Source organism: Streptomyces sp. NPDC047841, assembly GCF_040704085.1.
Lineage (GTDB): Bacteria > Actinomycetota > Actinomycetes > Streptomycetales > Streptomycetaceae > Streptomyces > Streptomyces argyrophylli.
This window is the reverse complement of the sequence record NZ_JBEYRP010000023.1, coordinates 1-19,488: the sequence shown is the minus strand read 5'-3', so window position 1 is coordinate 19,488 and position 19,488 is coordinate 1. Positions and strand designations below refer to the sequence as shown.

Sequence of the window (19,488 nt, the reverse complement as noted above, 5' to 3'; positions counted from 1 at the left end):
GCGGCCGTCATGAGCCGTCGTCCGGCCAGAGGCCGTTTCCGGACGGCCAGGTCGGGTTCGCCACGCCGGCGAAGACCGACCGCACATCGGCCAGCAGCTGCGGGTCGGGGGTGGTGTCCAGGGCCCGGATCATGGCGCGCAGATGGTCGCCGTCGGCCGTGCCGGTCAGCACGCTCCCCAAGGCGTCGTTCGCGAAGGCGAACTGAATGGTGAGCGTCGCGAGATCGGCGCCGCGTTCGGCGCACAGCGCGGCGGCACGGGCGGCCGCGGCACGCAGCTCCGGCGGGGCCGGGTGCCAGCGGGGAGGGCCCGCCTGGGTGAGCAGCCCCATGGCGACCGCGCTGCCCAGCACCGTCCCGGTGCCGCGCTCCCGCCAGCGGCGCGCGGCAGCCGTCAGGGACGTGTCGTGCACGCCGTACCGGCAGTAGGACAGCACCACGTCCAGCTCGGCGGCGCCGACAGCGGTGTCCAGCACCGACAGCGGCAGCCCGGACACACCCACGGCACGGGCCTTGCCCTCCGCCTTGAGCTTCTCCAGCAGCGGCAGCACCACCGTGGTGACGTGCCGGGGGTCCGCGTACTCGATGTCATGAGCAAGCAGGACGTCGACGTGGTCGGTTTCCAGCCGGCGCAGGCTGTCCTCGAGTCCGGATCTGATGCGCTGCTCCGAGAAGTCGAACTCCTCGGGCGCGTAGCAGCCGACCTTGGTCGTCAGGACCACCTCGTGCCGGCGTCCGCGCAGCACGGTTCCGAGCATGGTCTCGGCGAACCCGTTGCCGTAGGAGGGCGCGGTGTCCACGAGGTTGATGCCGTTGTCGAGTCCGAGTCGCAGCGTGTCGGCGACGGCCCCGGGATCCCGGCGGCCGAAGATGCCCATGAAGGCGGTGGTCCCGAGCCCGATCACGGAGACCTTCGGCCCCCCTCGGCCGAGTACGCGGTACTTCATCCGCTCACGCCCTTTCACACGTCCGGCGCGTGCTCGTTGCACGTGCTCCGGGGCCATCGTGTGGCGGGGGAAGGGACGTCCACCTCACCTGAACAGGCGGGATCCACGCGGCTTCCGGACCGGTGGGAGGTGCGGGGATTCCACCCGGTTGCACGGTTGGCCCGTCCCGCCGCCGCGTGGTGAGTTGGGTGGGCGGGACCACTGCCCGCTGCCGCCCGCGGGCGGTGCCCGACGAGCTGGGAGGAATCAGCAGATGAGCCACCGGACGGCTGCGCACGACGGCGTCGGACGGCGTGAGCGGTGACGGGCCTCCCGCAGGGCGGTGACGGCACGGACACCGTCATGTTCTGGAACCTCTACGAGACCGGCTTCGAGCGGCACCGCGGCGATCACGCCCGCTGGGAGGTGCAGCGGCGGCTGATCCTGCGGGAACGGCCGACCGTGCTCCTCGTCACCGAGGCATGGTGCTGGGACCTGGACGGCCAGGCGCTCTTCGAGGACACCAAGCGGAGCCTGGACATGGACGGCGCGCTGTTTCCCGCGAAGACCGGCTGCCACCAGGCGGTGCTGTGGCGGCCGGAGGTGGAGCTGGTCGAGACCGACTGCTATCCGCACGAGCTGGTGGAGTGGCACGGCTTCGGCTGCGCGGTCCTGCGCCTGCCGGGCCGGACCGCTCCCATACGGTTCGTGGTGGCCCACCTCGATCCGTACAGTCCGCTCAACCGCCGGATCGAGTCGGACCGGCTGCGCGGGTTCATCGGGCCGCACGCCCTCGCCCAGACCCTCGTGGCGCTGGACGCCAACTCGATCGCACCCGGAGATCCGGAGCCGGACTGGTCCTCCGTGCCGGCCCATCGGATCGGCAACCATCTGATGCCCGGGGAGACGGCGGCGGACCGTTCGCCGCTGGGTGCTCTCCTCGGTGCCGACAGCCGTCCGCTGCTGGTGGACGTCGCCGCCCACACCGGAGACCGAAGGCCCACGTACCGGACACCGACGGACGGGGACCCGCCCCGGCGGATCGACCTCTTCCTCGCGTCACCCTCGCTGCTGTCGAGCATCGAGTCCTACGACCAGGTGACGCGTCCGTGGGAGGAGACCGACGGGCTCGCGGCCTCGGACCACGCGGCGATCCGGCTGCGGCTGCGGGGGCCGTCGTCCCGCGGCTGAGCGCGGGACGACGGCCGGTCCGGTCATCGCTCCCGCGAGGCCTCGTCGGAGGAGTCCGGACGCCGCAGGACGTAGAACTGGAAGATCTCGTCCTCGGCGTCCGGGTGCGCGGCGATGGAGGACACCACCCGCAGCCCGGTCTCGGCGGCGAGCCGGCGGACCACTGGCAGCACCGGTGTGTGACCGAACACCAGGGCGTGACCGCCCGGGGCGATCAGCCGGGCGAGCGTGCGGAATCCCTCGACGGCCACGTCGGCGGGCATCACCTCCGCGTTGAGGAACCGCATGATGAGCACCTGGACGGAAGCGTCGGGGACCGGCGAGCCGAGCCCGTCGGCGACGAACGCCCCGGGTACCTTCCGCCGGGCCGCCTCGACCATGTGCGGTGACGCGTCCGAGGCCAGGATCCGGCACTGCGGGAACGCCCGGGCCAGCGAGGAGATGTAGGTGCCCGTGGAGCAGGCGGGGTCGTAGAGGGTGTCGCCCGGTCGCACCAGGTCGCGCAGCCGCTCGACGCTGACCGCCCGGAAGTGGGACTCGTCCGGGTCGAGGCTCTCCGCCAGTTCCGCGCTGCCGTCCCAGACCTCGGCGGGCACCAGCGCCTCCCGCCAGTCCTCCGTCAGCCGGGGGAAGGGGAAGTCGATGTCCGCCTCAGGGTCCTTCGCCGCCCGTGCGAGGGCCGCGGCCCCCTCCTCGGCCGGCCGGGGCGTGTAGTAGAACACCACCTTCTCCCGGGTGAACCTCAGGGTCTCGAACTCCCCCATGAGCATGCGCGGGGTGAGCACGGAGGCGGGGTCGATACGGCCCGGCGGAACCAGCTTGCGGCCCAGCCAGGTCCGTGCTCCCTCCCGGAGCAGGAAGTACTGGAACAGGGCGAACGGAGTGGGCTCCGTCCAGGCGCACACCTGGCCGACGGGACCGAATCCGCCGGCGGTCGCGGACTCGATCTCCCGCTCCCGGGCGAGCCAGTTCTTCTCTTCCTTGTGGCTGAACATGTGTGATCACCTTCGTTGTCCGGTTCGGGGCCACCGGCATGGGCGCCGGAGGCCCGCTGAGCGGCGTTCTGGGGGTAGGTGGCACAGGCGCGTCGCGGCTGGTCTGCGCGCGGCCCGCGGGGTCATGCCGAGGCGAGCTGGGCGGGCCGGGTCTCCGGCGCACGCAGCCACACGGCGAAGGCCGCGGCCGGCACCGCGGCGGTGAGGACGAACGCGGCCGGGTAGGACACCGTGGCCGCGGTGAGCCCGGCCAGCACGGGGCCCACCACGGCGCCGGTGTCGGCGACCAGTTGGAAGGCCGCCAGTGCCGAACCGCCCGCGGTGTCGGGTCCCACCACGTCCGCCACGGCCGCACCGTGTGCCGGGGCCGTGGCACCGCAGCCGAGGCCGGTCAGCACAGCGGCTGTCAGCAGCGGCAGCGGACCGCCGCTGAAGCCGATGCCGGCGAGTCCCACGACGGACATCGCCAGACCGGTGAGGGCGACCGGTCGGCGGCCCTTGGCGTCGGTGAGGCGGCCTGCCACGGGCAGCACGAGGGCGTTGCCGACGGCGAACGCCGTCAGGCACAGCGACGCCAGCGTGCCGGCGTGGGCGAACCGGGCCTGCGCGTACAGCGGCAGGAGCGAGACCGGAACGCCGTAGGCGCCCCATCCGACCGCGAAGTTGGACACCAGGGCCGCCCTGTAGGTGCGGTGTGCCAGCACCTGGCGCAGCCCCGCGGCGCCTGTACCGGCAGCCGTGCCGGGCGTGCTTCCGGACGGCACGTCCGGGCGCAGCAGCCTCGCGGCGGCCAGCGCGGCGACGGCCAGGCACGCGCCGGTGACGGTGAACGGGGCATCGCGGGCGACGGCGAGGAGCCCGGCCCCGACCAGGGGACCCAGCACGCTGCCGACCTCGAACCCCACCGACCACACGCCGAAGGCCCGGCCGCGCAGGGTGTCGGGAGCGGCGGCCACGAGCACGGCCACCGCGGACACGGTGAAGAGGGTGGACCCGACCCCGCCGACGACCCGCAGCAGCAGCAGCTGCCCGTAACCGGTGGCCTGTCCCGCGGCAGCGGTGCTGACGGCGGTCAGCAGCAGGCCGGCGGGCAGGGCCAGGCGTGCGTGCCCGGTGGACACGAACCGGCCGGCGACCGGGGTGAGGATCAGCCGGGCGAGGAAGTAGGCGCTGACCACGGCCGGCACCGCTGCCGTGTCGGTGGTCAGCCGCGCGGCCCGCACGGTCAGGACGGGGGCGATCGCGGCCGCGCACAGGGAGGACACGAAGACGATCGCCACCAGCAGCCACACGGCCCGGGGCAGCCGCTCGCGCGTGCGTCCGCCGGCGCGGGGGGCCGCGCGTACGGGCCCCCCGCTCATCGCCGGCCTCCCTGGGTCCCGCGTGTGGTCAGGGCCCCGGGGGTGGCCGACGCGACGTGCGCCGGCTTGGCGTTCAGGTCGGTGTGGGACCGGCGGACCGGGCGCGGGCGCTGGTGCCCGGACGCCCGGGAGCGGGCGGCGGGCGCGTCCGGCGGGAGGACCGGCTCCCGGGCCGGCTCGGATGGTTCGGGGTCACGGTACATGCGGGCGAGTTCCACTCTTGAGGTGATGCCGAGTTTGCGGAAGATCTGCCGGAGGTGGAAGTTGACGGTGTAGGGGGACAGGAACATGTGCTGCGCGGTCTCCCGGTTGGTCAGTCCCTGGGCGACCAGGTCGGCCACCGCGCGCTCGGTGTCGGTGAGGCTCGGCCAGCCGGTGGTGGGGCGGCTGGCGTAGGTCCAGTGCCGCCTGCGCACGCCGAGCCGGCGCAACATGCCGCGGACGCGGGCCGCGTCGAGGGCCGACCGGGCCGCTTCGTAGCCGTCGAGGGCCTGCTGGAGCCGGCGCACGCCCTGCTCCTTGCGGGCGTCGCCGCCGCCGTCCCCGGTGGCGAGCACGAGGTCGGCCAGGTCCTCCTCGGCCTGCGCCCGCGACCACGGATCGGGGTGGCCCGCGGCGCCCTGGCACAGCAGGGTCGGTGATCCGCGCAGCAGTCCGTCGGCGTGTGCCGCGGCGGTGCCCGTCGCGGCGAGTCCTGGACTGGCGTCGTCCGCACGCCGGGCCAGTTCGGCGACGCGCGCGGCCAGTCGCTCGTCCCCGGCCGTGCGAGCCACTCGGATGAGCCAGGCGGGGGTGGCCGGGCCCGCCAGCAGGAGGGCGGGCAGGATGTCGAGGGCACAGGCGTCTTCCCGGCCCGTGCCGTCGGCGGCCAGATCCGCGAGGACCGCGAGGACCTCGTCCGGGCCGCCGCGCACCTCGGTGGCGCGCAGTACGGCACGCAGCGCACGCCCGGCGGCCAGGTCGAAGCGGTCCGTCCGCAGCATGGACAGCAGTCGTGCCGCGGGCGCTTCCGCCTCGTGGGGCAGTCCTCTGCGCAGCGCCGCCTCGGCCTGTACGGAGAGGGCGAGCAGGTGGGCGGGGAGCAGCAGGCCGTCGGCCGTGCTCTCCAGCACGGCGGCGGCCTGCTCGGTCGCCGCGTCCAGGTCTCCGGTCTCCAGAGCGAGCACCGCCATCGGCGCCAGTACGGACGGCTGCCAGGCGGGCAGGTCCAGGTCGTCGAACTCGTTGCCCAGGGCGGCCAGCACCGTGCGGGCCTCGGTGAACGCGCCGAGGTCCACCAGGGCGCCGGCGAGCCCCGGACGCGGATCCCAGTAGTACCCGTCCGGGTGGGTGTGCTCGGTGGTGTGCTCCGGTGGCAGCCGCAGTTCCGCGAGGGTGTCGGCGGCGCGGCCCTCGTGCCAGCGGGCCGTGGCCCGCAGGAGACGTGCGGCGGCGTCGGCGTGGGTGCCGGCCCCGAGCCCGGCGTCCGCCGCCGCGGCGCCGAGGGCGTCGGCGGCGCGGTGGACGTCGGCGGGGTCCGACGGTGAGCAGTGGGCGCGCGTACGGACGGCGAGCGCCCGCAGGCGCGTCAGGTCCGGGGTGGCGACCGAGGCCAGCAGCGGTTCCACCCGTTCGGCGGCGGCCTGCGGGGAGCCGGTCATCAGCTCGATCTCGGCCAGGGCGGTGGAGAGTTCGGCCGCCGCACCGGGCGGGCACGCGCGGGCCAGTGCGGTACGCGCCGTGTCGGCGGCCTGGCGCAACCGGCCCTGAGCGGTCAGCCCGCTGGTGACGACGGAGAGCAGCGCGGCCTTCTCGGACTGCCGGGGAACGGAGTCGACGGCCCGTTCGAGGAGCCGTACGGCCTCGACGGGGGCCTGCCGCAGCAGTTCGCGTCCGGCGAGTTCCAGGCTGGGCGCCACCCCGGCTTCGCCGGCGCGGAGCGCCGCGGCCAGGTGCCTGACCGCGGCCCGGAAGTCGCCGCGGCTCGCGAGGAGTTCGCCCAGTTCCCGCTGGAGCGCGCTGCGCACCGGGAGCGGTACGGCGTCCCGCACGGCGCGCCACAGCAGGGTGTGCCGGAAGGTGAGGCACCGGTCGCTGGCGACCAGTGCGCCCGCGTCGACACATTCCTGGACGGCGGGCATGAGGACCATGACGCCGCGGTCGAGTGCCAGGGCGAGGTCGGCCAGGGACGCCGACGGACCGAGGGCGGCGGTGACGTCCAGCACGGAGCGGGCCAGACCGGAGAGCCCGAGGACGGGCCGCAGGGCGAGGCCGCGCAGCCGGTCGGGCAGCGGCCCCTCCGCCGGCGTGGCACGGCCGTCGGCGATCCGCACCGCTCCGGTGTCCCGCAACGTCTCGGCGAGTTCGATCAGCCGGGCCGGCAGTCCCCCGGCCGCCGAGCACAGGTCGGTGAGGGCCTCGTCGGGCGCGGCCCCCAGGACGTCGGTGAGCAGGGCGGCGGCGGCCTGGGCGGACAACGGTCCCAGTGCGCAGTGCACGGCTCCGTCGTCGGTCAGGGCCGCGATCAGCCGGTCGACGGCGTCGGAACCCCGCTCCGCGGGGCGGGTGACGACCATGAGGACCGGCAGCGGCTCCGTGGACAGCAGACCGGACAGTCCGCGCAGCGCCGAGAGCGTGGCCGGCTCGGCCCACTGCACGTCGTCCAGGGCCAGCAGGATGGGTCCGGTGACGCGTCCCGCGGCGAGGTGGCCGGTGAGCTGCCGGACCGGATCGCCTTCCGAACCGTCCGGGTCGGCGGGGGCGGAGGAGAGGCCGAGCGGGGCGAGGAAGGCCGGATGACGGACGTGGTCGCCGATGGCCCGGCACACGGTGAAACCGTGGTTGAGCGCGCGGTGCACGACTTCCGCCAGCATCCTGCTGCGCCCGCTGCCCGGCGGCCCTTCCAGGAGGACGGCCCCGCCCTGCCCGCGGGCAGCCGAGGCAAGGGCGCCGGTGAGCAGCTCCAGCGCCGGTTCCCGGCCGCGAAGTTCTTCAGTCACGGTGCTCAATCCCTTGCGCAGAGGAGTTTCCCGGCCGTTCGCGCGAAACTCCGAGCTTCGACGACCGCGTATGCCCGCGGGTCTCCGGCCAAGGCCAAACCTTTTCATCCGGCCGTCGCCGGGAAAAGTCACGTCAACGCGGCCCTGGAATTCCGGGAACGGATTCCCGGAACAGGAATCACGGAACCGGGAATCAGGTCCAGCCTTCACGGTCCCGCGGGTCCGGGACCTCCGATCCGCTTCAAGAAGCGTGTACAGAGCCGCCGTTGTCCAGGGCTTGCCACCGCCCTGGCCCCCGCACATCACTTGTTCCGGTAGCCCCGGACGATTTCACCCCGTCATGACGGGTAGCCTCTGAATGGATTTCAGAACCTCGCTCTTCCGTCTGCGGAAATCCCGCTAGCCTGCTCCCGTGAGAAAAAGCAGGAGAAACTACCGGACACGCTTTTCCGCCTCTTCCCTGGCTCGTCTGGTACGGGCTCCGGCGGCCCTTTCGGTACCCGGTGACGTGATCGCCGGGGCTGCCGCCGCGGGTCGTTCCACGGACCGCCGTACGCTCGGTATGGCGGCATCCGCCGTCTGCCTGTACTGGGCCGGGATGGCTCTCAACGACTACGCCGACGCACCGCTCGACGCGCTGGAGCGACCCGAACGGCCGATCCCGCGCGGCGAGCTGAGCCGTGGGACGGCACTGGCCGTCGCCACCGGGCTCACGGCCGCCGGCCTCGTCCTGGCCGGCGGCTTCGGTCGCCGGCCGGGCCTGGCCACGGCCGTTCCCCTGGCCGCCGGCGTGTGGGCGTACGACCTCCTCCTCAAGGACACCCCCGCGGGACCGGCCGTCATGTCGGCTGCGCGGGGGCTGGACGTGCTCATGGGCGGCGGCGCCGGCGCCTGCGGGCCGGCCGCGGTCGTCGCGCTGCACACGTACGGTGTCACGGCCCTGAGCAGGCACGAGGTCACGGGCGCTGCGCCGAGTGCGCCCCTGGCGGCACTGGCCTGCGCCGCCGGTGCCGTGCTCGCCGTGGGTGCGCTCGCCGCCCGGACGCCGGACCGGCCCGGCCGGGCGGCCGCGCTCGCCTCGTCGGCGCGTTATCTGCTCGGCTACGGACGTGCGCTGACCGCCGCCGCGGCCGACCCGTCGGCCCGACGGATCAGACAGGCCGTGGGCGCGGGCATCGTCGGACTGCTGCCGTTGCAGGCCGCTCTGACCGCGGCGGCCGGAGCCCCGGTGCGGGCGGCGGTGGTCGCCGCCGCCGGTCCGCTGGCGGGACGGCTCACCAAGGCGGTGCCGGCGACATGAGCGACCACGGAACGACACCCTTCCGGTTCGGCTACGGCACCAACGGATTCACGGGCCACGATCTGGACACGGCCCTGCGGATCATCGCCGACCTCGGCTACCAGGGCGTGGGACTGACCCTGTCGCGCCGGCACCTCGACCCGTACGCGCCCGCCCTGCCGGCGCTCACAGCCCGTCTGGCACGACTGCTGGACCGGCTCGGCCTCTCCGTGGTGATCGAGACCGGCGACCCCTACCTGCTCGACCGCGGCCGGGCCCACTCCCCCGGGCTGATGCACGACCACGGCCGCAGCGGGCGCATCGGCCTGATCAAGCGTGCCGTGCGGATCGGCGCGGAGGTGGGCGCCCGGGTCGTGCACCTGTGCAGCGGGCACGTACCGCACGGAGTGCCGCGGGAACTGGCCTGGGACCGGCTGGCGTCGGGCTGCGCGGAGGTGCTCGAGGCCGCCGAGGCGCACGGGATCACGCTCGCCCTGGAGCCGGAGCCCGACATGTTCGTCAACGTCCTGGACCGCTTCGAGGAACTCCGCGCGCGGCTGGGGAACCATCCCCTGCTCGGGCTCACCCTCGACATCGGACACGCGCACTGCGTGGAACCCCGGCCGGTCCTCGACTGCGTGCGAAGGGCCCTGCCCTACCTGGCCCATGTGCAGATCGAGGACATGCGGCGCGGTGTCCACCAGCACCTGGAGTTCGGCCAGGGCGAGATCGACTTCCCGCCGGTGCTGCGCGCACTCGCGGAAGGGGGTCACCGGGGGCTGGTTTCGGTGGAGATCCAGGACGGGGCCGACTCCGCCCCGGACGTGGCACGGCGGTCGCTGGCCTTCCTGCGCGACGCCGTACGACTGCAGGAGGCATGATGATCAGCCCGCTCTGCGACGCGCTCGAGGACCGGCTGACCGGTTCCGCGCGAGACTGGCTGGAGGCCGCGGCACGCGCGGTCGCCGCCGACACCGCCGCGATCCACGACCTGTTCCCCGTCGTCGGCCGCTGCTGCGGCCGCGCACCGCTGCACCTGGACGCCGACGAAGGACGCGTGCTCCCGCCCCCCGGCTGGAGCGTCGCGGACGCGGCCCGGGTGGTCCTGCTGGCCGCCGTGCGGCCGGAGCAGGTGCCTCTCGCCCGGACACTGCGGGAGGTCTACCAGGCCGGCGCCGCCCCGGAACGGCGCGCCGTGCTGCTCGGGCTCCCGGTGCTGGAGGGAGTCCGCCCGGAACTGGGAGGCGGCGCGGTGGAGCTGGTCACGGACGCGCTGCGCACGCACGACCCGAACCTGGTCGGCGCGGCGGTCGGCCGGTACGCCGCCCGTCATCTGGACGCCGCCGGCTACCGGCAGACCGTGCTCAAGTGCCTCTTCATGGGCGTGCCGCTGGCCGCGGTGGCCGGACTGGACCGCCGCGCCGACGGTGAACTGGCACGGATGCTCGCCGACTTCGCCCACGAGCGGGTCGCGGCGGGCCGCGAGGTGCCGGATGACGTGTGGCCCCTGCTGGCCCGCTTCCCGAAGGCCGTGGACGCCTCCGGACTGCCCGAGGAGGCGGACAGCGCCCAGCCGGAGCGGCGGGCGGCCGCCCGCCGCGCGCTGGCCCGTTTCACCAGCGCCTGCCCGACCCCGGCCGACGCCCCGCACCACTGAAGGAGCCCCCATGCGGATCTTCGACCCCCATGTGCACATGACCTCCCGCACCACCCACGACTACGCGCGCATGCGGGAGGCCGGGGTGCGCGCGCTGGTGGAGCCGTCGTTCTGGCTCGGCCAGCCCCGCACCTCCGTCGGCAGCTTCGTCGACTACTTCGACAGCCTCCTCGGCTTCGAGCCCTTCCGTGCCGCCCAGTTCGGCATCCGCCACCACTGCGCCCTCGCGCTGAACCCCAAGGAGGCGAACGACCCCCGTTGCACCGGGGTGCTCGACCTGCTCCCGCGGTATCTGCGCAAGGACGGAGTGGTCGCCGTCGGGGAGATCGGATACGACTCCATGACCCCGGCCGAGGACGAGGCGTTCGCCACCCAGCTGGAACTGGCCGTCACGCACGGACTGCCCGTACTGGTGCACACCCCGCACCGGGACAAGGCCGCCGGAGTCAGACGGACCCTCGACGTGGTCCGCGAGTCGGGCATCCCGCCGGAGCGGGTGCTCGTCGACCACCTCAACGAGACCACGGTGGATCTGGTGGCCGCAACCGGCTGCTGGATGGGGTTCTCCGTCTATCCCGAGACCAAGATGAGCGCGCGGCGGATGACACAGGTGCTCCGGCGCTTCGGCACCGAGCGGATCCTGGTCGACTCCGCCGCCGACTGGGGCGACAGCGACCCGCTGACGACCCGGGAGACCGCCGAGGCCATGCTGGAGGCCGGTTTCGGGCACGACGCGGTGGACGCGGTGCTGTGGCGCAACCCCGTGCGGTTCTACGGGCAGAGCGGCCGGCTGGACCTGGACGGCGTCGAGACCGCCGGGGCCGGCCGGGAGGCGGAGGTGCCCGCCGTCTACGCGGGCAACTCGCTGCGACGCGGAGAACGGTGAGGCCATGCGCTTCCGCCACCGCGACGGCAGCCTGGTCCATCTCGCGTACTGCACCAACGTGCACCCGGCCGAAACCCTCGCCGACATCGTCGCCCAGTTCGACCGGTACGCCGTGCCCGTGCGCGAGCGGCTGGGCGTGCCGGTGCTGGGCCTGGGACTCTGGCTCGCCCGCGACGCCGCCCGGGAGCTGGCCGCCCGGCCCGAGCGCACCGCGTGGCTGGCCGCCCAACTGCGGCGGCGGGGGCTGGAGGTGGTGACCCTGAACGCCTTTCCGTACGCCGGATTCCACCAGCCCCGGGTCAAGAAGGCCGTCTACCTGCCGGACTGGACCGATCGCCGCCGTCTGGACTACACCCTCGACTGCGCCAGGGTGCTGGCCGGCCTGCTGCCCGACGACGTCGCGTACGGCAGTGTGTCCACCCTGCCGCTGGGCTGGCGGGACCCCTGGACCGCCGGACGGCAGGCCGCCGCCCTGGCGCTGCTCGACGAGCTGGCCGAGGGGCTGGCCGCGCTGCACCGGGAGCTCGGCCGCACCGTACGGGTGGGACTCGAACCGGAGCCGGGCTGCGTGGTGGAGACCACCGGTCAGGCGGCGCTCGCCTGGAACGGGCTCGACCACCGGTGGCTGGGCGTCTGCCTGGACACCTGCCACCTGGCCGTGCAGTTCGAGGAACCGCAGGCGGCGCTGGGCACACTGGCGGGCGCCGGCCTGCCCGTGGTCAAGGCCCAGCTGTCCCGCGCGCTCCGGGTGGACCGCCCGGACCTCGACACCGTGCGCGAAGCCCTCGGCCGCTACGCCGAGCCCCGCTTCCTGCACCAGACGCGCACGCGTGCCCCGGACGGCACGGTGCGTGGCACCGACGACCTGGCCGGGGCGCTGGACGGGGCGCTGGACCGCGAGGGGCCGTGGCGCGTGCACTTCCACATCCCCCTGCACGCCGACCCCGCTCCCCCGCTGCACGCCACCGGTCCCACCCTGACCGGCGCCCTCGACGCGCTCGTCGGAGGGGAACGCGCACGTGTCCGGCACCTGGAGGTGGAGACCTACACCTGGACGGTGCTGCCGGCCGGGGAGCAGCCCGCGGGTCCGGACGGTCTGGCGGCGGGCATCGCCGCCGAACTGGCCTGGGCCGCGGACGCGCTCGTCGCCGCCGGCCTGGAAGACCTCAACGACCGCGGACCCCGCGGCACCCGGCACCACAGCGGCCCGACGGCCGCCCGTCCACAGGAGAGCAGAGCATGAGCCGGCTGGTCGTCCTCAACGTCGTGGGTCTTACCCCGCGTCTGCTGCACCACATGCCCGCCGTCCGCGCGGTCGCGGACGGCGGGACCGTCGCGGCTCTGGAACCGGTACTGCCGGCGGTCACCTGCTCGATGCAGTCCACCCTGCTCACCGGAGAACCGCCCCGCGGACACGGCGTGGTCGCCAACGGCTGGTACTTCCGCGATCTCGGCGAGGTCCTGCTGTGGCGACAGCACAACGCGCTGGTGGGCGGTGAGAAGCTGTGGCAGGCCGCGCGCCGGAGCAGGCCCGGTCTCACCGTGGCCAACATCTGCTGGTGGTACGCGATGGGCGCGGATGTCGACTGGACGGTCACGCCCCGCCCGGTCTACTACTCCGACGGCCGCAAGGAGGCCGACTGCTACACCTGGCCCCCGGCGCTGCACGACGAACTCACCGAGAGGTTCGGCAGGTTCCCGCTGTTCTCGTACTGGGGGCCCACGGCCGATCTCACGTCCACGCGCTGGATCCTGGCCGCCGCCAAGCACGTGTTCGACACGCACCGGCCGGACCTCAGCCTGGTCTACGTGCCGCATCTCGACTACGACCTCCAGCGCCACGGCCCTCACTCCGCGCAGGCGGAGCGGGCGGCACGCGAACTGGACGCCGCGCTGCGGCCGTTCCTGGACCACCTGCGACGTGAGGACGCCACCGTGGTGGTGCTCAGCGAGTACGGCATCACCCCCGTGCGGCGCCCCGTCGACGTCAACCGGGCCCTGCGCCGGGCCGGACTGCTCGAAGTGCACACCCAGGACGGCATGGAGTACCTGGACCCGCGCACCTCCCGCGCCTTCGCGGTCGCCGACCACCAGCTCGCCCACGTGTACGTGGCCGACCCCGCGGACCTGACACGGGCCAGGGAAGTGCTGGAAGCCCTGGACGGAGTGGCGGAGGTACTGGACGAGCCGGGCAAGCGGCGCCACGGGCTGGACCACGAGCGAGCCGGGGAACTGGTCGTCGTGGCCGAACCGGACGCCTGGTGCACCTACTACTACTGGCTCGACGACGCCCTGGCTCCGGACTTCGCCCGCCAGGTCGACATTCACGCCAAGCCCGGATACGACCCCGCGGAGCTGCTGTTCGACCCGACGGTGCCGGCGGTCCGGCTGCGCGCCGCGGCCTCGGTGGCCCGCAAGAAGGCGGGGCTGCGGTATCGCATCCGCACCGTGCCGCTCGACCCGGGCGGAGTCCGGGGCAGTCACGGACGGCTTCCCGACGATCCGGCGGACGGACCGGTGCTGCTGTGCGGCAGGGCGGGCATCGCCCGCGAGCGCCTGGCCGCGACCGAGGTGAAGGGACTGCTGCTCGAACTGCTGGGCGCGCGGCCGGGCGCCGGTACGGACCGCACGACGAGCCCGTCGCCCGCTGCGGCCCCCGCCGCGGGCTGAGCGGTCGCGGCGAACGACGCCCGGCGTACCTCCGGGCAGCCCGCCTCCCGGGCTGCCCGGAGGATGTCAGGGGGAGGGCCTCACGAGGTGGGGCCGGGGAGGCCGAGGGGCGGTTCCATGCCGTCCAGCGCCCGGGAGCAGCGGCAGTCGCGTTCGGCGGGAAGCAGGTCGATCGTGTCGAGCACGAGACCGCGCAGCATCTCCATGTTGCGGGCGAACACCTCGTAGACGTCCTCCTGCGCGACGCTCTCCGCGGCGTCGACACCGGCGTCGAGGTCGGTGACCAGGGCCACCGAGGTGTAGCAGACCGCCAGTTCACGGGCGAGCGCGGCCTCCGGCATCCCGGTCATGTTGACCAGCGACCAGCCCGCCGCGGCGTACTGCCGGGACTCCGCCCGGGTGGAGAACCTCGGCCCGTCGACCACCACCATCGTCCCGCCGTCGGTCGCGGACACGGTGCCCGACGCGGCGGCGGCCTTGAGCACCGCCGACCGGCCGGTGTCGCAGTACGGGTCGGCGAAGGAGACGTGCTGGACCACGTCGTCGTAGAAGGTGCGGGGCCGGCCACTGGTGCGGTCCACCACCTGGTCGGGAACGACGACACTGCCCGGCCCGAGGTCCCGCCGCAGCGAACCGACCGCGCAGGGGGCGAGGATCTGCCGTACCCCGGCCGCGCGCAGCGCCCACAGATTGGCGCGGTAGTTGATGCGGTGCGGCGGCAGTGTGTGACCGCGGCCGTGCCGGGGCAGGAACGCCACCCGCCGGCCCGCCACGGTGCCCACGGTGAGCGCGTCGGACGGATCGCCGTAGGGCGTCTCCACCACCACTTCGGTCGCGCCGGTCAGCAGCCGGTACAGTCCGGTGCCGCCGATCACGCCGATCTCGGCGATGCGCCCGGACTCCGAGCGGGCGGGAAACGGCTTGTTCATGCGAGGGACTCCTCATCTCGTCCGGGCGCCGAACCGCCCGGGTGGGTGGTGACCGTGTCCGCAACCGGTTCGACGCGCAGCAGGTCGAGGGCCGGGACCGTGGGGTGGCCGGGCACGAGGGGGCCGCGCTCGTCGTCGCTCCGGCGCACGCCCACCGTCTGCCAGCCGGCGGCGGCCGCCGCGTCCAGTTCACGGGCGGTGTCGCTCAGGAAGACGATGTGCCGCGCCGCTGCCCGGATCGCCCGGCTGATCCTCCGGTAGGAGAGCGGGTCGTCCTTGGGCCCGGCGCTGTCCAGGTCGAACCGGCCGTGCAGCAGGACGGACAGGTCGCCGTGTGCGGTGTGGCGGAACCAGTCCAGCTGGGCGGCGGCGGAGCCGGACGAATAGGTGAAGACGCGTGTGCCGGCCGACCGCCAGCGGCGCAGTTGCCCCGGCACCTCTCGGTAGACGTGACCGGTGAGCGAGCCGTCAGCGTACCCCTGCGCCCAGATCAGTCCCTGGACGGTCTTGAGCGGGGCGGCCTTGACGTCGTCGTCGGACCACTGCTCCAGCACGGTCACCGCCGCGGCCTCGTCGAGTTCCGCACGGCCGGTCAGCGCGGAGACGGCTGCCAGGACGGCGTCCCGCCGGGGATCGCCGCGGTGTGCGGCGAACCAGTGCGCCAGCCGCCGCCGGGCGAAGGGGAAGAGCACGTCGTGCACGTGGGAGGCCGATCCGGTGGTGCCCTCGATGTCGAGCACGACCACGCGCGCCGGGACGCTGATCACAGGCCGCCCTCCGTCAGGTCGTCCAGCCCTGGGAAGCCCGCGGCGATCGACGTGCCGGTGAAGTCGCCGACCCAGCCGTCCTCCTCCCGGAAGAAGCGGATCGCCGCGAAGTCGGGACGCTCGCCCATGTCGAACCAGTGCCGGGTCCCGGCCGGTACGGACAGCAGGTCGCCCGCCTCGCAGACCACCGCGTACACGCGGTCGCCGAGGTGGAGACTGAAGCAGCCGCGCCCGTGCGCGAAGAACCGCACCTCGTCCTCGGCGTGCCGGTGCTCCTCCAGGAACGCCGACCGGGCCCGGCTCGCTCGGCGCCGCCACTCCTCGCCGGGCTCCACGTGCAACCGGGCGACGTCGACCACCGTCATCGACTCGCTCGCGCACAGCTCGGCGACCTCCGCGCGGTACAGGTCGAGCAGGGCGCCGTCGGCGAGTCCGGGGGTCACGGTGGCGCGCAGCGGCCAGTGCCGCAGGGTCACCTGGTGGGCCGCCAGTTCACGGGCGATCTCCGCGGTGTCCAGGGTGCGCAGCAGCACCTCGTGCGGAGCGTCGTCCGGCATGATCTGCAACAGGGTCACAGCAGTGGGTCCTTTCCTCGCGAGGGGACGGCGGGCCGGTGGGGGAGTTCCGGTCCGCCGGTGAGCAGCAGCAGATGGCACATGGCCTCGACGCACTCCAGGCGGTTGCGGGCCTCGGCCAGATCACGCCCCCACACGGAGACGCCGTGGTCGGCGATGAGCAGGGCCGGCGGCGCCTCGGGGGACTCGGCCAGCCAGGCGGACACCGCCGCCGCGATGCGCGGTACGTCGGGCCAGTTGGGGAAGACGGGCAGACGGGTGCGGGCCGCGTCGGCGAGACCGAGCCCTTTGAGCAGTTCGAGGTCCTCCAGCGGCAGCCAGGTCACCTCGCCGGTGCCGGAGAGCCGACGGGCCACCGCGGTCGCGTAGGGCGAGTGCACGTGCACCACGGCACCCGCGTCGGTGCTCCGGTAGACGGCGGCGTGGAGGGACACCTCCGCCGAGGCCCGCCGGGCGCCGCCGCCCGGCACGGGCTCACCGGTCCCGGTGTCCACGGTGACCACGTCGTCGGGGGTCAGCGCGCCCTTGTCCCGGCCGCTGGCGGTGATCAGCGCCGACGACCCGGCGCCCGGCACCCGCACCGACAGGTTCCCGGCGGTACCCGGCATCCAGCCGCGCTCGTACAGGACCCGGGACAGCTCGGTGAGCTCACGGGCGGCGCGCGTCCGCGCACCGGGGTCCGGGCTGCCGGCCGCGGCCGGGCCGGCGGGGCGCAGGGTCCGGTGCTCGGAGACGACAGCGGTGATCAGCTCGCCGGGCGTCACGTCGAAGGCCGGGTTGAACACGGCGGCGCCGCCGGGAGCGACACGGACCCCCGCGACCGAGGTGACTTCGTCGGCGTCGCGCTCCTCGATCACGATCCCGGTCCCGTCGGGCAGTTCCGGGTCCCACGAGGAGTCCGGGGCGACGACGACGAAGGGCACCGCGTTGCGTGCGGCGGCGACCGCCAGACCGTACGTGCCGATCTTGTTGGCGGTGTCCCCGTTGACCGCCACCCGGTCGGCGCCCACCAGAACGCAGTCCACCATGGACCGGGACATCGCGGCGGCCGCGGCCGAGTCCGGGCACAGCCGGTAGGGGATCCGCGCCTCGGCCAGTTCCCACGCCGTCAGCCGGGCGCCCTGCAGCAGCGGGCGGGTCTCGTCGACCAGCACCTCGGCGACCAGACCGCGCGCGTGCAGTTCCAGGATGGTGCCGAGCGCGGTTCCGCCGGCCGCGGTGGCCAGCCGCCCGGTGTTGCAGTGGGTGAGGATCCGCAGCCGCCGCCCGGGCAGCAGCCCGGTCACCAGGTCCGCCGCGCGGACGGCCGCGGCCCGGTTCGCCGCGGCGTCCTCCGCCAGCATCGCCTGCGCCTCCGCCAGTACCGCCCGCGGCCCCTCGGCCAGCCGCCCGAGCACGCGGGAGACCGCCCACGTCAGATTGACCGCGGTGGGCCGTGCGGCGGCGATACGCGCCGCGTCGGCGCGCACCGCCGCTTCGTCGGCACGTCCGTCGGGGCCGGTGTGGCGGTGCGCGGCGAGGGCGACACCGAGGGCGCCGGCCAGGCCGATCGCCGGGGCACCGCGGACCGCGAGCGAGCGGATGGCGGCGATCAGCTCGTCCACGCTCTCCAGCCGCAGCCAGCGGTGTTCGTGGGGCAGGGCCCGCTGGTCGACGACCCGGACGGTGCCGTCGTCCCAGGCGAGGGAGACCGGCGGCGGGCCCGCCGCGGGGCCGGCGGCGGGCGCGGGGACCGTGGCGGGGACGTCGTGGGTGACCGGCGGGGCGGGGTGGCGCGGGGACATGACTCTCCTCGTGTCGGGAGCGGTCGGGAGCGGGGGCGGCACGGGCAGGGCGGGCGCCCCGCGGTCAGGCGGGCCGGCCGCGCAGTGACGTGAGCCTGGTGACGGCTTCGGACAGGACCTCGGTCCGCTTGCAGAACGCGAAGCGGACCAGGGAACGGCCCGCCTCCGGGTCCGCGTGGAAGACGGAGTGGGGAACGGCGACGACCCCGCAGCGCTCGGGCAGCTCACGGCAGAACGCCACCGCGTCCCGGTGTCCGAGGGGTGTGATGTCGGCGGTGACGAAGTAGGTGCCCTGGGGCCGGAAGACGTCCAGACCGGCTTCCCGCAGGCCGTCGGCCAGCAGATCGCGGCGGTGCCGCATGTCGTCGCGCAGTCCGGCGAAGTAGTCGTCGGGAAGCCGCAGCGCCTCGGCGGCGGCGTACTGGAAGGGGCCGGGAGCGGTGAACGTGAGGTACTGCCTGGCGGTCTGCACCGCGGCCACGAGGCCGGCGGGACCGGTCGCCCAGCCGGTCTTCCAGCCGGTGAACGAGAAGGACTTGCCCAGCGAGGAGATCGACAGGGTGCGCTCGCCCATGCCGGGCAGCGACGCGATGGGCACATGACGGACGCCGTCGTAGACGAGGTGTTCGTAGACCTCGTCCGAGACGACCAGCAGGTCGCGGTCGACGGCCAGTGCGGCGATCGCCGTCAGTTCTGCCGGGCCGAGGACCGTTCCGGTGGGGTTGTGCGGGGAGTTGAGCAGGATCAGCCGGGTGCGCGGGGTGACTGCCGCGTACAGCTCGTCGAGGTCCGGGCGGAAGGAGGGGGCGCGCAGGGTGACGGGCACCCGCACCCCGCCGGCCATGGCGATGCAGGCCGCGTACGCGTCGTAGGAAGGGTCGAGGGTGATCACCTCGTCACCCGGTTCCAGCAGTGCCAGCAGCGCGGCCGCGATCGCCTCCGTGGCGCCGGTGGTGATCACCACCTCCGTGTCCGGGTCGCGGACCAGGCCGTAGAAGCGCTGCTGGTGCTCGGCGACGGCCCGGCGCAGCTCGGGCACTCCTTGGCTCGGCGGGTACTGGTTGCCGTGCCCCCGGCCGATCGCCCGGACAGCCGCCTCGGCCACGCGGGCCGGGCCGTCCGTGTCCGGGAAGCCCTGGCCGAGGTTGATGGCCCCCGTGGCCGCGGCGATGGCCGACATCTCCGCGAAGATCGTCGTTCCCAGCCCGGCCAGCCGTCGGTTCAGCAGCGGCCTGCCTCCCATGGGCCACACCCCTTCGCACGTGTTGTCGTCCACTTGTGTGCCGCCATCCTGCGGTGCCGGCCGGTGGGGCCGGATCACTCGAACGGGCAGGCTCATGGGGCGGGTTGCCGGGTGCCCGGTCACGGCCGAAGGGGGTGCTGCCCGCGGCCTCGGCCGCGGGCCTCGCCGGTGCCTTGGCCCGGACCGTTCCAGGGTAGCCCGAAGCCCTCCAGGGCCCGGTGGGTACCGGGCCCTGGAGGGCGCTGTTC

16 protein-coding genes are annotated in these 19,488 nt (G+C 74.3%); 7 read left to right on the top strand and 9 right to left on the bottom strand.

Translation table 11 applies throughout. The annotated features are described in order from the left end of the window. Positions 1-7: 7 nt before the first annotated feature. A complete protein-coding gene (locus tag AB0947_RS32220) occupies positions 8-946 on the bottom strand; it encodes an aldo/keto reductase (RefSeq protein WP_366753896.1) in 939 nt (312 codons plus the stop codon). 300 nt (positions 947-1,246) lie between these two features. Between AB0947_RS32220 and AB0947_RS32215 the strand changes: the two genes are divergently transcribed. Beyond that, a complete protein-coding gene (locus tag AB0947_RS32215; protein ID WP_366753895.1) occupies positions 1,247-2,116 on the top strand; it encodes an endonuclease/exonuclease/phosphatase family protein in 870 nt (289 codons plus the stop codon). A gap of 23 nt (positions 2,117-2,139) precedes the next feature. On the opposite strand, the gene AB0947_RS32210 is transcribed toward AB0947_RS32215, so the two are convergent. The 3 genes from AB0947_RS32210 to AB0947_RS32200 form a co-directional block, all read right to left on the bottom strand. Further along, on the bottom strand, positions 2,140-3,111 hold the full coding sequence (locus AB0947_RS32210) for a class I SAM-dependent methyltransferase (RefSeq protein ID WP_366753894.1): 972 nt from the start codon (positions 3,109-3,111) through the stop codon (positions 2,140-2,142). Between the two features lie 122 nt (positions 3,112-3,233). Then, positions 3,234-4,472 (bottom strand): MFS transporter, encoded by a 1,239-nt coding sequence (locus AB0947_RS32205; protein ID WP_366753893.1) that lies wholly within the window; start codon positions 4,470-4,472, stop codon positions 3,234-3,236. Further along, the gene (locus tag AB0947_RS32200; protein WP_366753892.1) at positions 4,469-7,450 is read right to left on the bottom strand and encodes a LuxR C-terminal-related transcriptional regulator; all 2,982 of its coding nucleotides are present in this window, start codon (positions 7,448-7,450) and stop codon (positions 4,469-4,471) included. Before AB0947_RS32200 ends, AB0947_RS32205 begins: the two co-directional genes overlap by 4 nt. A 412-nt stretch (positions 7,451-7,862) precedes the next feature. Here AB0947_RS32200 and AB0947_RS32195 point away from each other — a divergent pair, with 412 nt between their 5' ends. The 6 genes from AB0947_RS32195 to AB0947_RS32170 are packed head-to-tail and all read left to right on the top strand — an operon-like array spanning position 7,863 to position 13,942. Then, a complete protein-coding gene (locus AB0947_RS32195; RefSeq protein ID WP_366753891.1) occupies positions 7,863-8,750 on the top strand; it encodes an SCO3242 family prenyltransferase in 888 nt (295 codons plus the stop codon). Next, the gene (locus AB0947_RS32190) at positions 8,747-9,610 is read left to right on the top strand and encodes a sugar phosphate isomerase/epimerase family protein (RefSeq protein ID WP_366753890.1); all 864 of its coding nucleotides are present in this window, start codon (positions 8,747-8,749) and stop codon (positions 9,608-9,610) included. The genes AB0947_RS32195 and AB0947_RS32190 overlap by 4 nt, the downstream gene beginning before the upstream one ends. Further along, positions 9,607-10,386, top strand: a complete 780-nt coding sequence (locus tag AB0947_RS32185) for an EboA domain-containing protein (protein WP_366753889.1) — start codon at positions 9,607-9,609, stop codon at positions 10,384-10,386. The genes AB0947_RS32190 and AB0947_RS32185 overlap by 4 nt, the downstream gene beginning before the upstream one ends. 10 nt (positions 10,387-10,396) lie before the next feature. Then, the gene (locus AB0947_RS32180; RefSeq protein WP_366753888.1) at positions 10,397-11,272 is read left to right on the top strand and encodes a TatD family hydrolase; all 876 of its coding nucleotides are present in this window, start codon (positions 10,397-10,399) and stop codon (positions 11,270-11,272) included. 4 nt (positions 11,273-11,276) lie between these two features. Next, the gene (gene eboE / locus AB0947_RS32175; protein ID WP_366753887.1) at positions 11,277-12,515 is read left to right on the top strand and encodes a metabolite traffic protein EboE; all 1,239 of its coding nucleotides are present in this window, start codon (positions 11,277-11,279) and stop codon (positions 12,513-12,515) included. Further along, positions 12,512-13,942 (top strand): nucleotide pyrophosphatase/phosphodiesterase family protein, encoded by a 1,431-nt coding sequence (locus AB0947_RS32170; RefSeq protein ID WP_366753886.1) that lies wholly within the window; start codon positions 12,512-12,514, stop codon positions 13,940-13,942. Before eboE ends, AB0947_RS32170 begins: the two co-directional genes overlap by 4 nt. Positions 13,943-14,022: 80 nt before the next feature. Here the strand turns inward: AB0947_RS32170 and AB0947_RS32165 are convergent, their stop codons facing one another. From AB0947_RS32165 to AB0947_RS32145, 5 genes are all read right to left on the bottom strand, one after another. Next, the gene (locus AB0947_RS32165; RefSeq protein ID WP_366753885.1) at positions 14,023-14,871 is read right to left on the bottom strand and encodes an S-methyl-5'-thioadenosine phosphorylase; all 849 of its coding nucleotides are present in this window, start codon (positions 14,869-14,871) and stop codon (positions 14,023-14,025) included. Next, entirely contained in the window at positions 14,868-15,638 is a 771-nt protein-coding gene (mtnC, locus tag AB0947_RS32160) for an acireductone synthase (protein ID WP_366753884.1), read from the bottom strand. The genes AB0947_RS32165 and mtnC overlap by 4 nt, the downstream gene beginning before the upstream one ends. Further along, positions 15,635-16,213 (bottom strand): cupin, encoded by a 579-nt coding sequence (locus AB0947_RS32155; protein WP_366753883.1) that lies wholly within the window; start codon positions 16,211-16,213, stop codon positions 15,635-15,637. Before AB0947_RS32155 ends, mtnC begins: the two co-directional genes overlap by 4 nt. Beyond that, positions 16,210-17,997, bottom strand: coding sequence for an S-methyl-5-thioribose-1-phosphate isomerase (mtnA, locus tag AB0947_RS32150; RefSeq protein WP_366753882.1), 1,788 nt, complete (start codon positions 17,995-17,997; stop codon positions 16,210-16,212). The genes AB0947_RS32155 and mtnA overlap by 4 nt, the downstream gene beginning before the upstream one ends. A gap of 64 nt (positions 17,998-18,061) precedes the next feature. After that, positions 18,062-19,240, bottom strand: coding sequence for a pyridoxal phosphate-dependent aminotransferase (locus tag AB0947_RS32145; RefSeq protein WP_366753881.1), 1,179 nt, complete (start codon positions 19,238-19,240; stop codon positions 18,062-18,064). Positions 19,241-19,488: the final 248 nt, after the last annotated feature.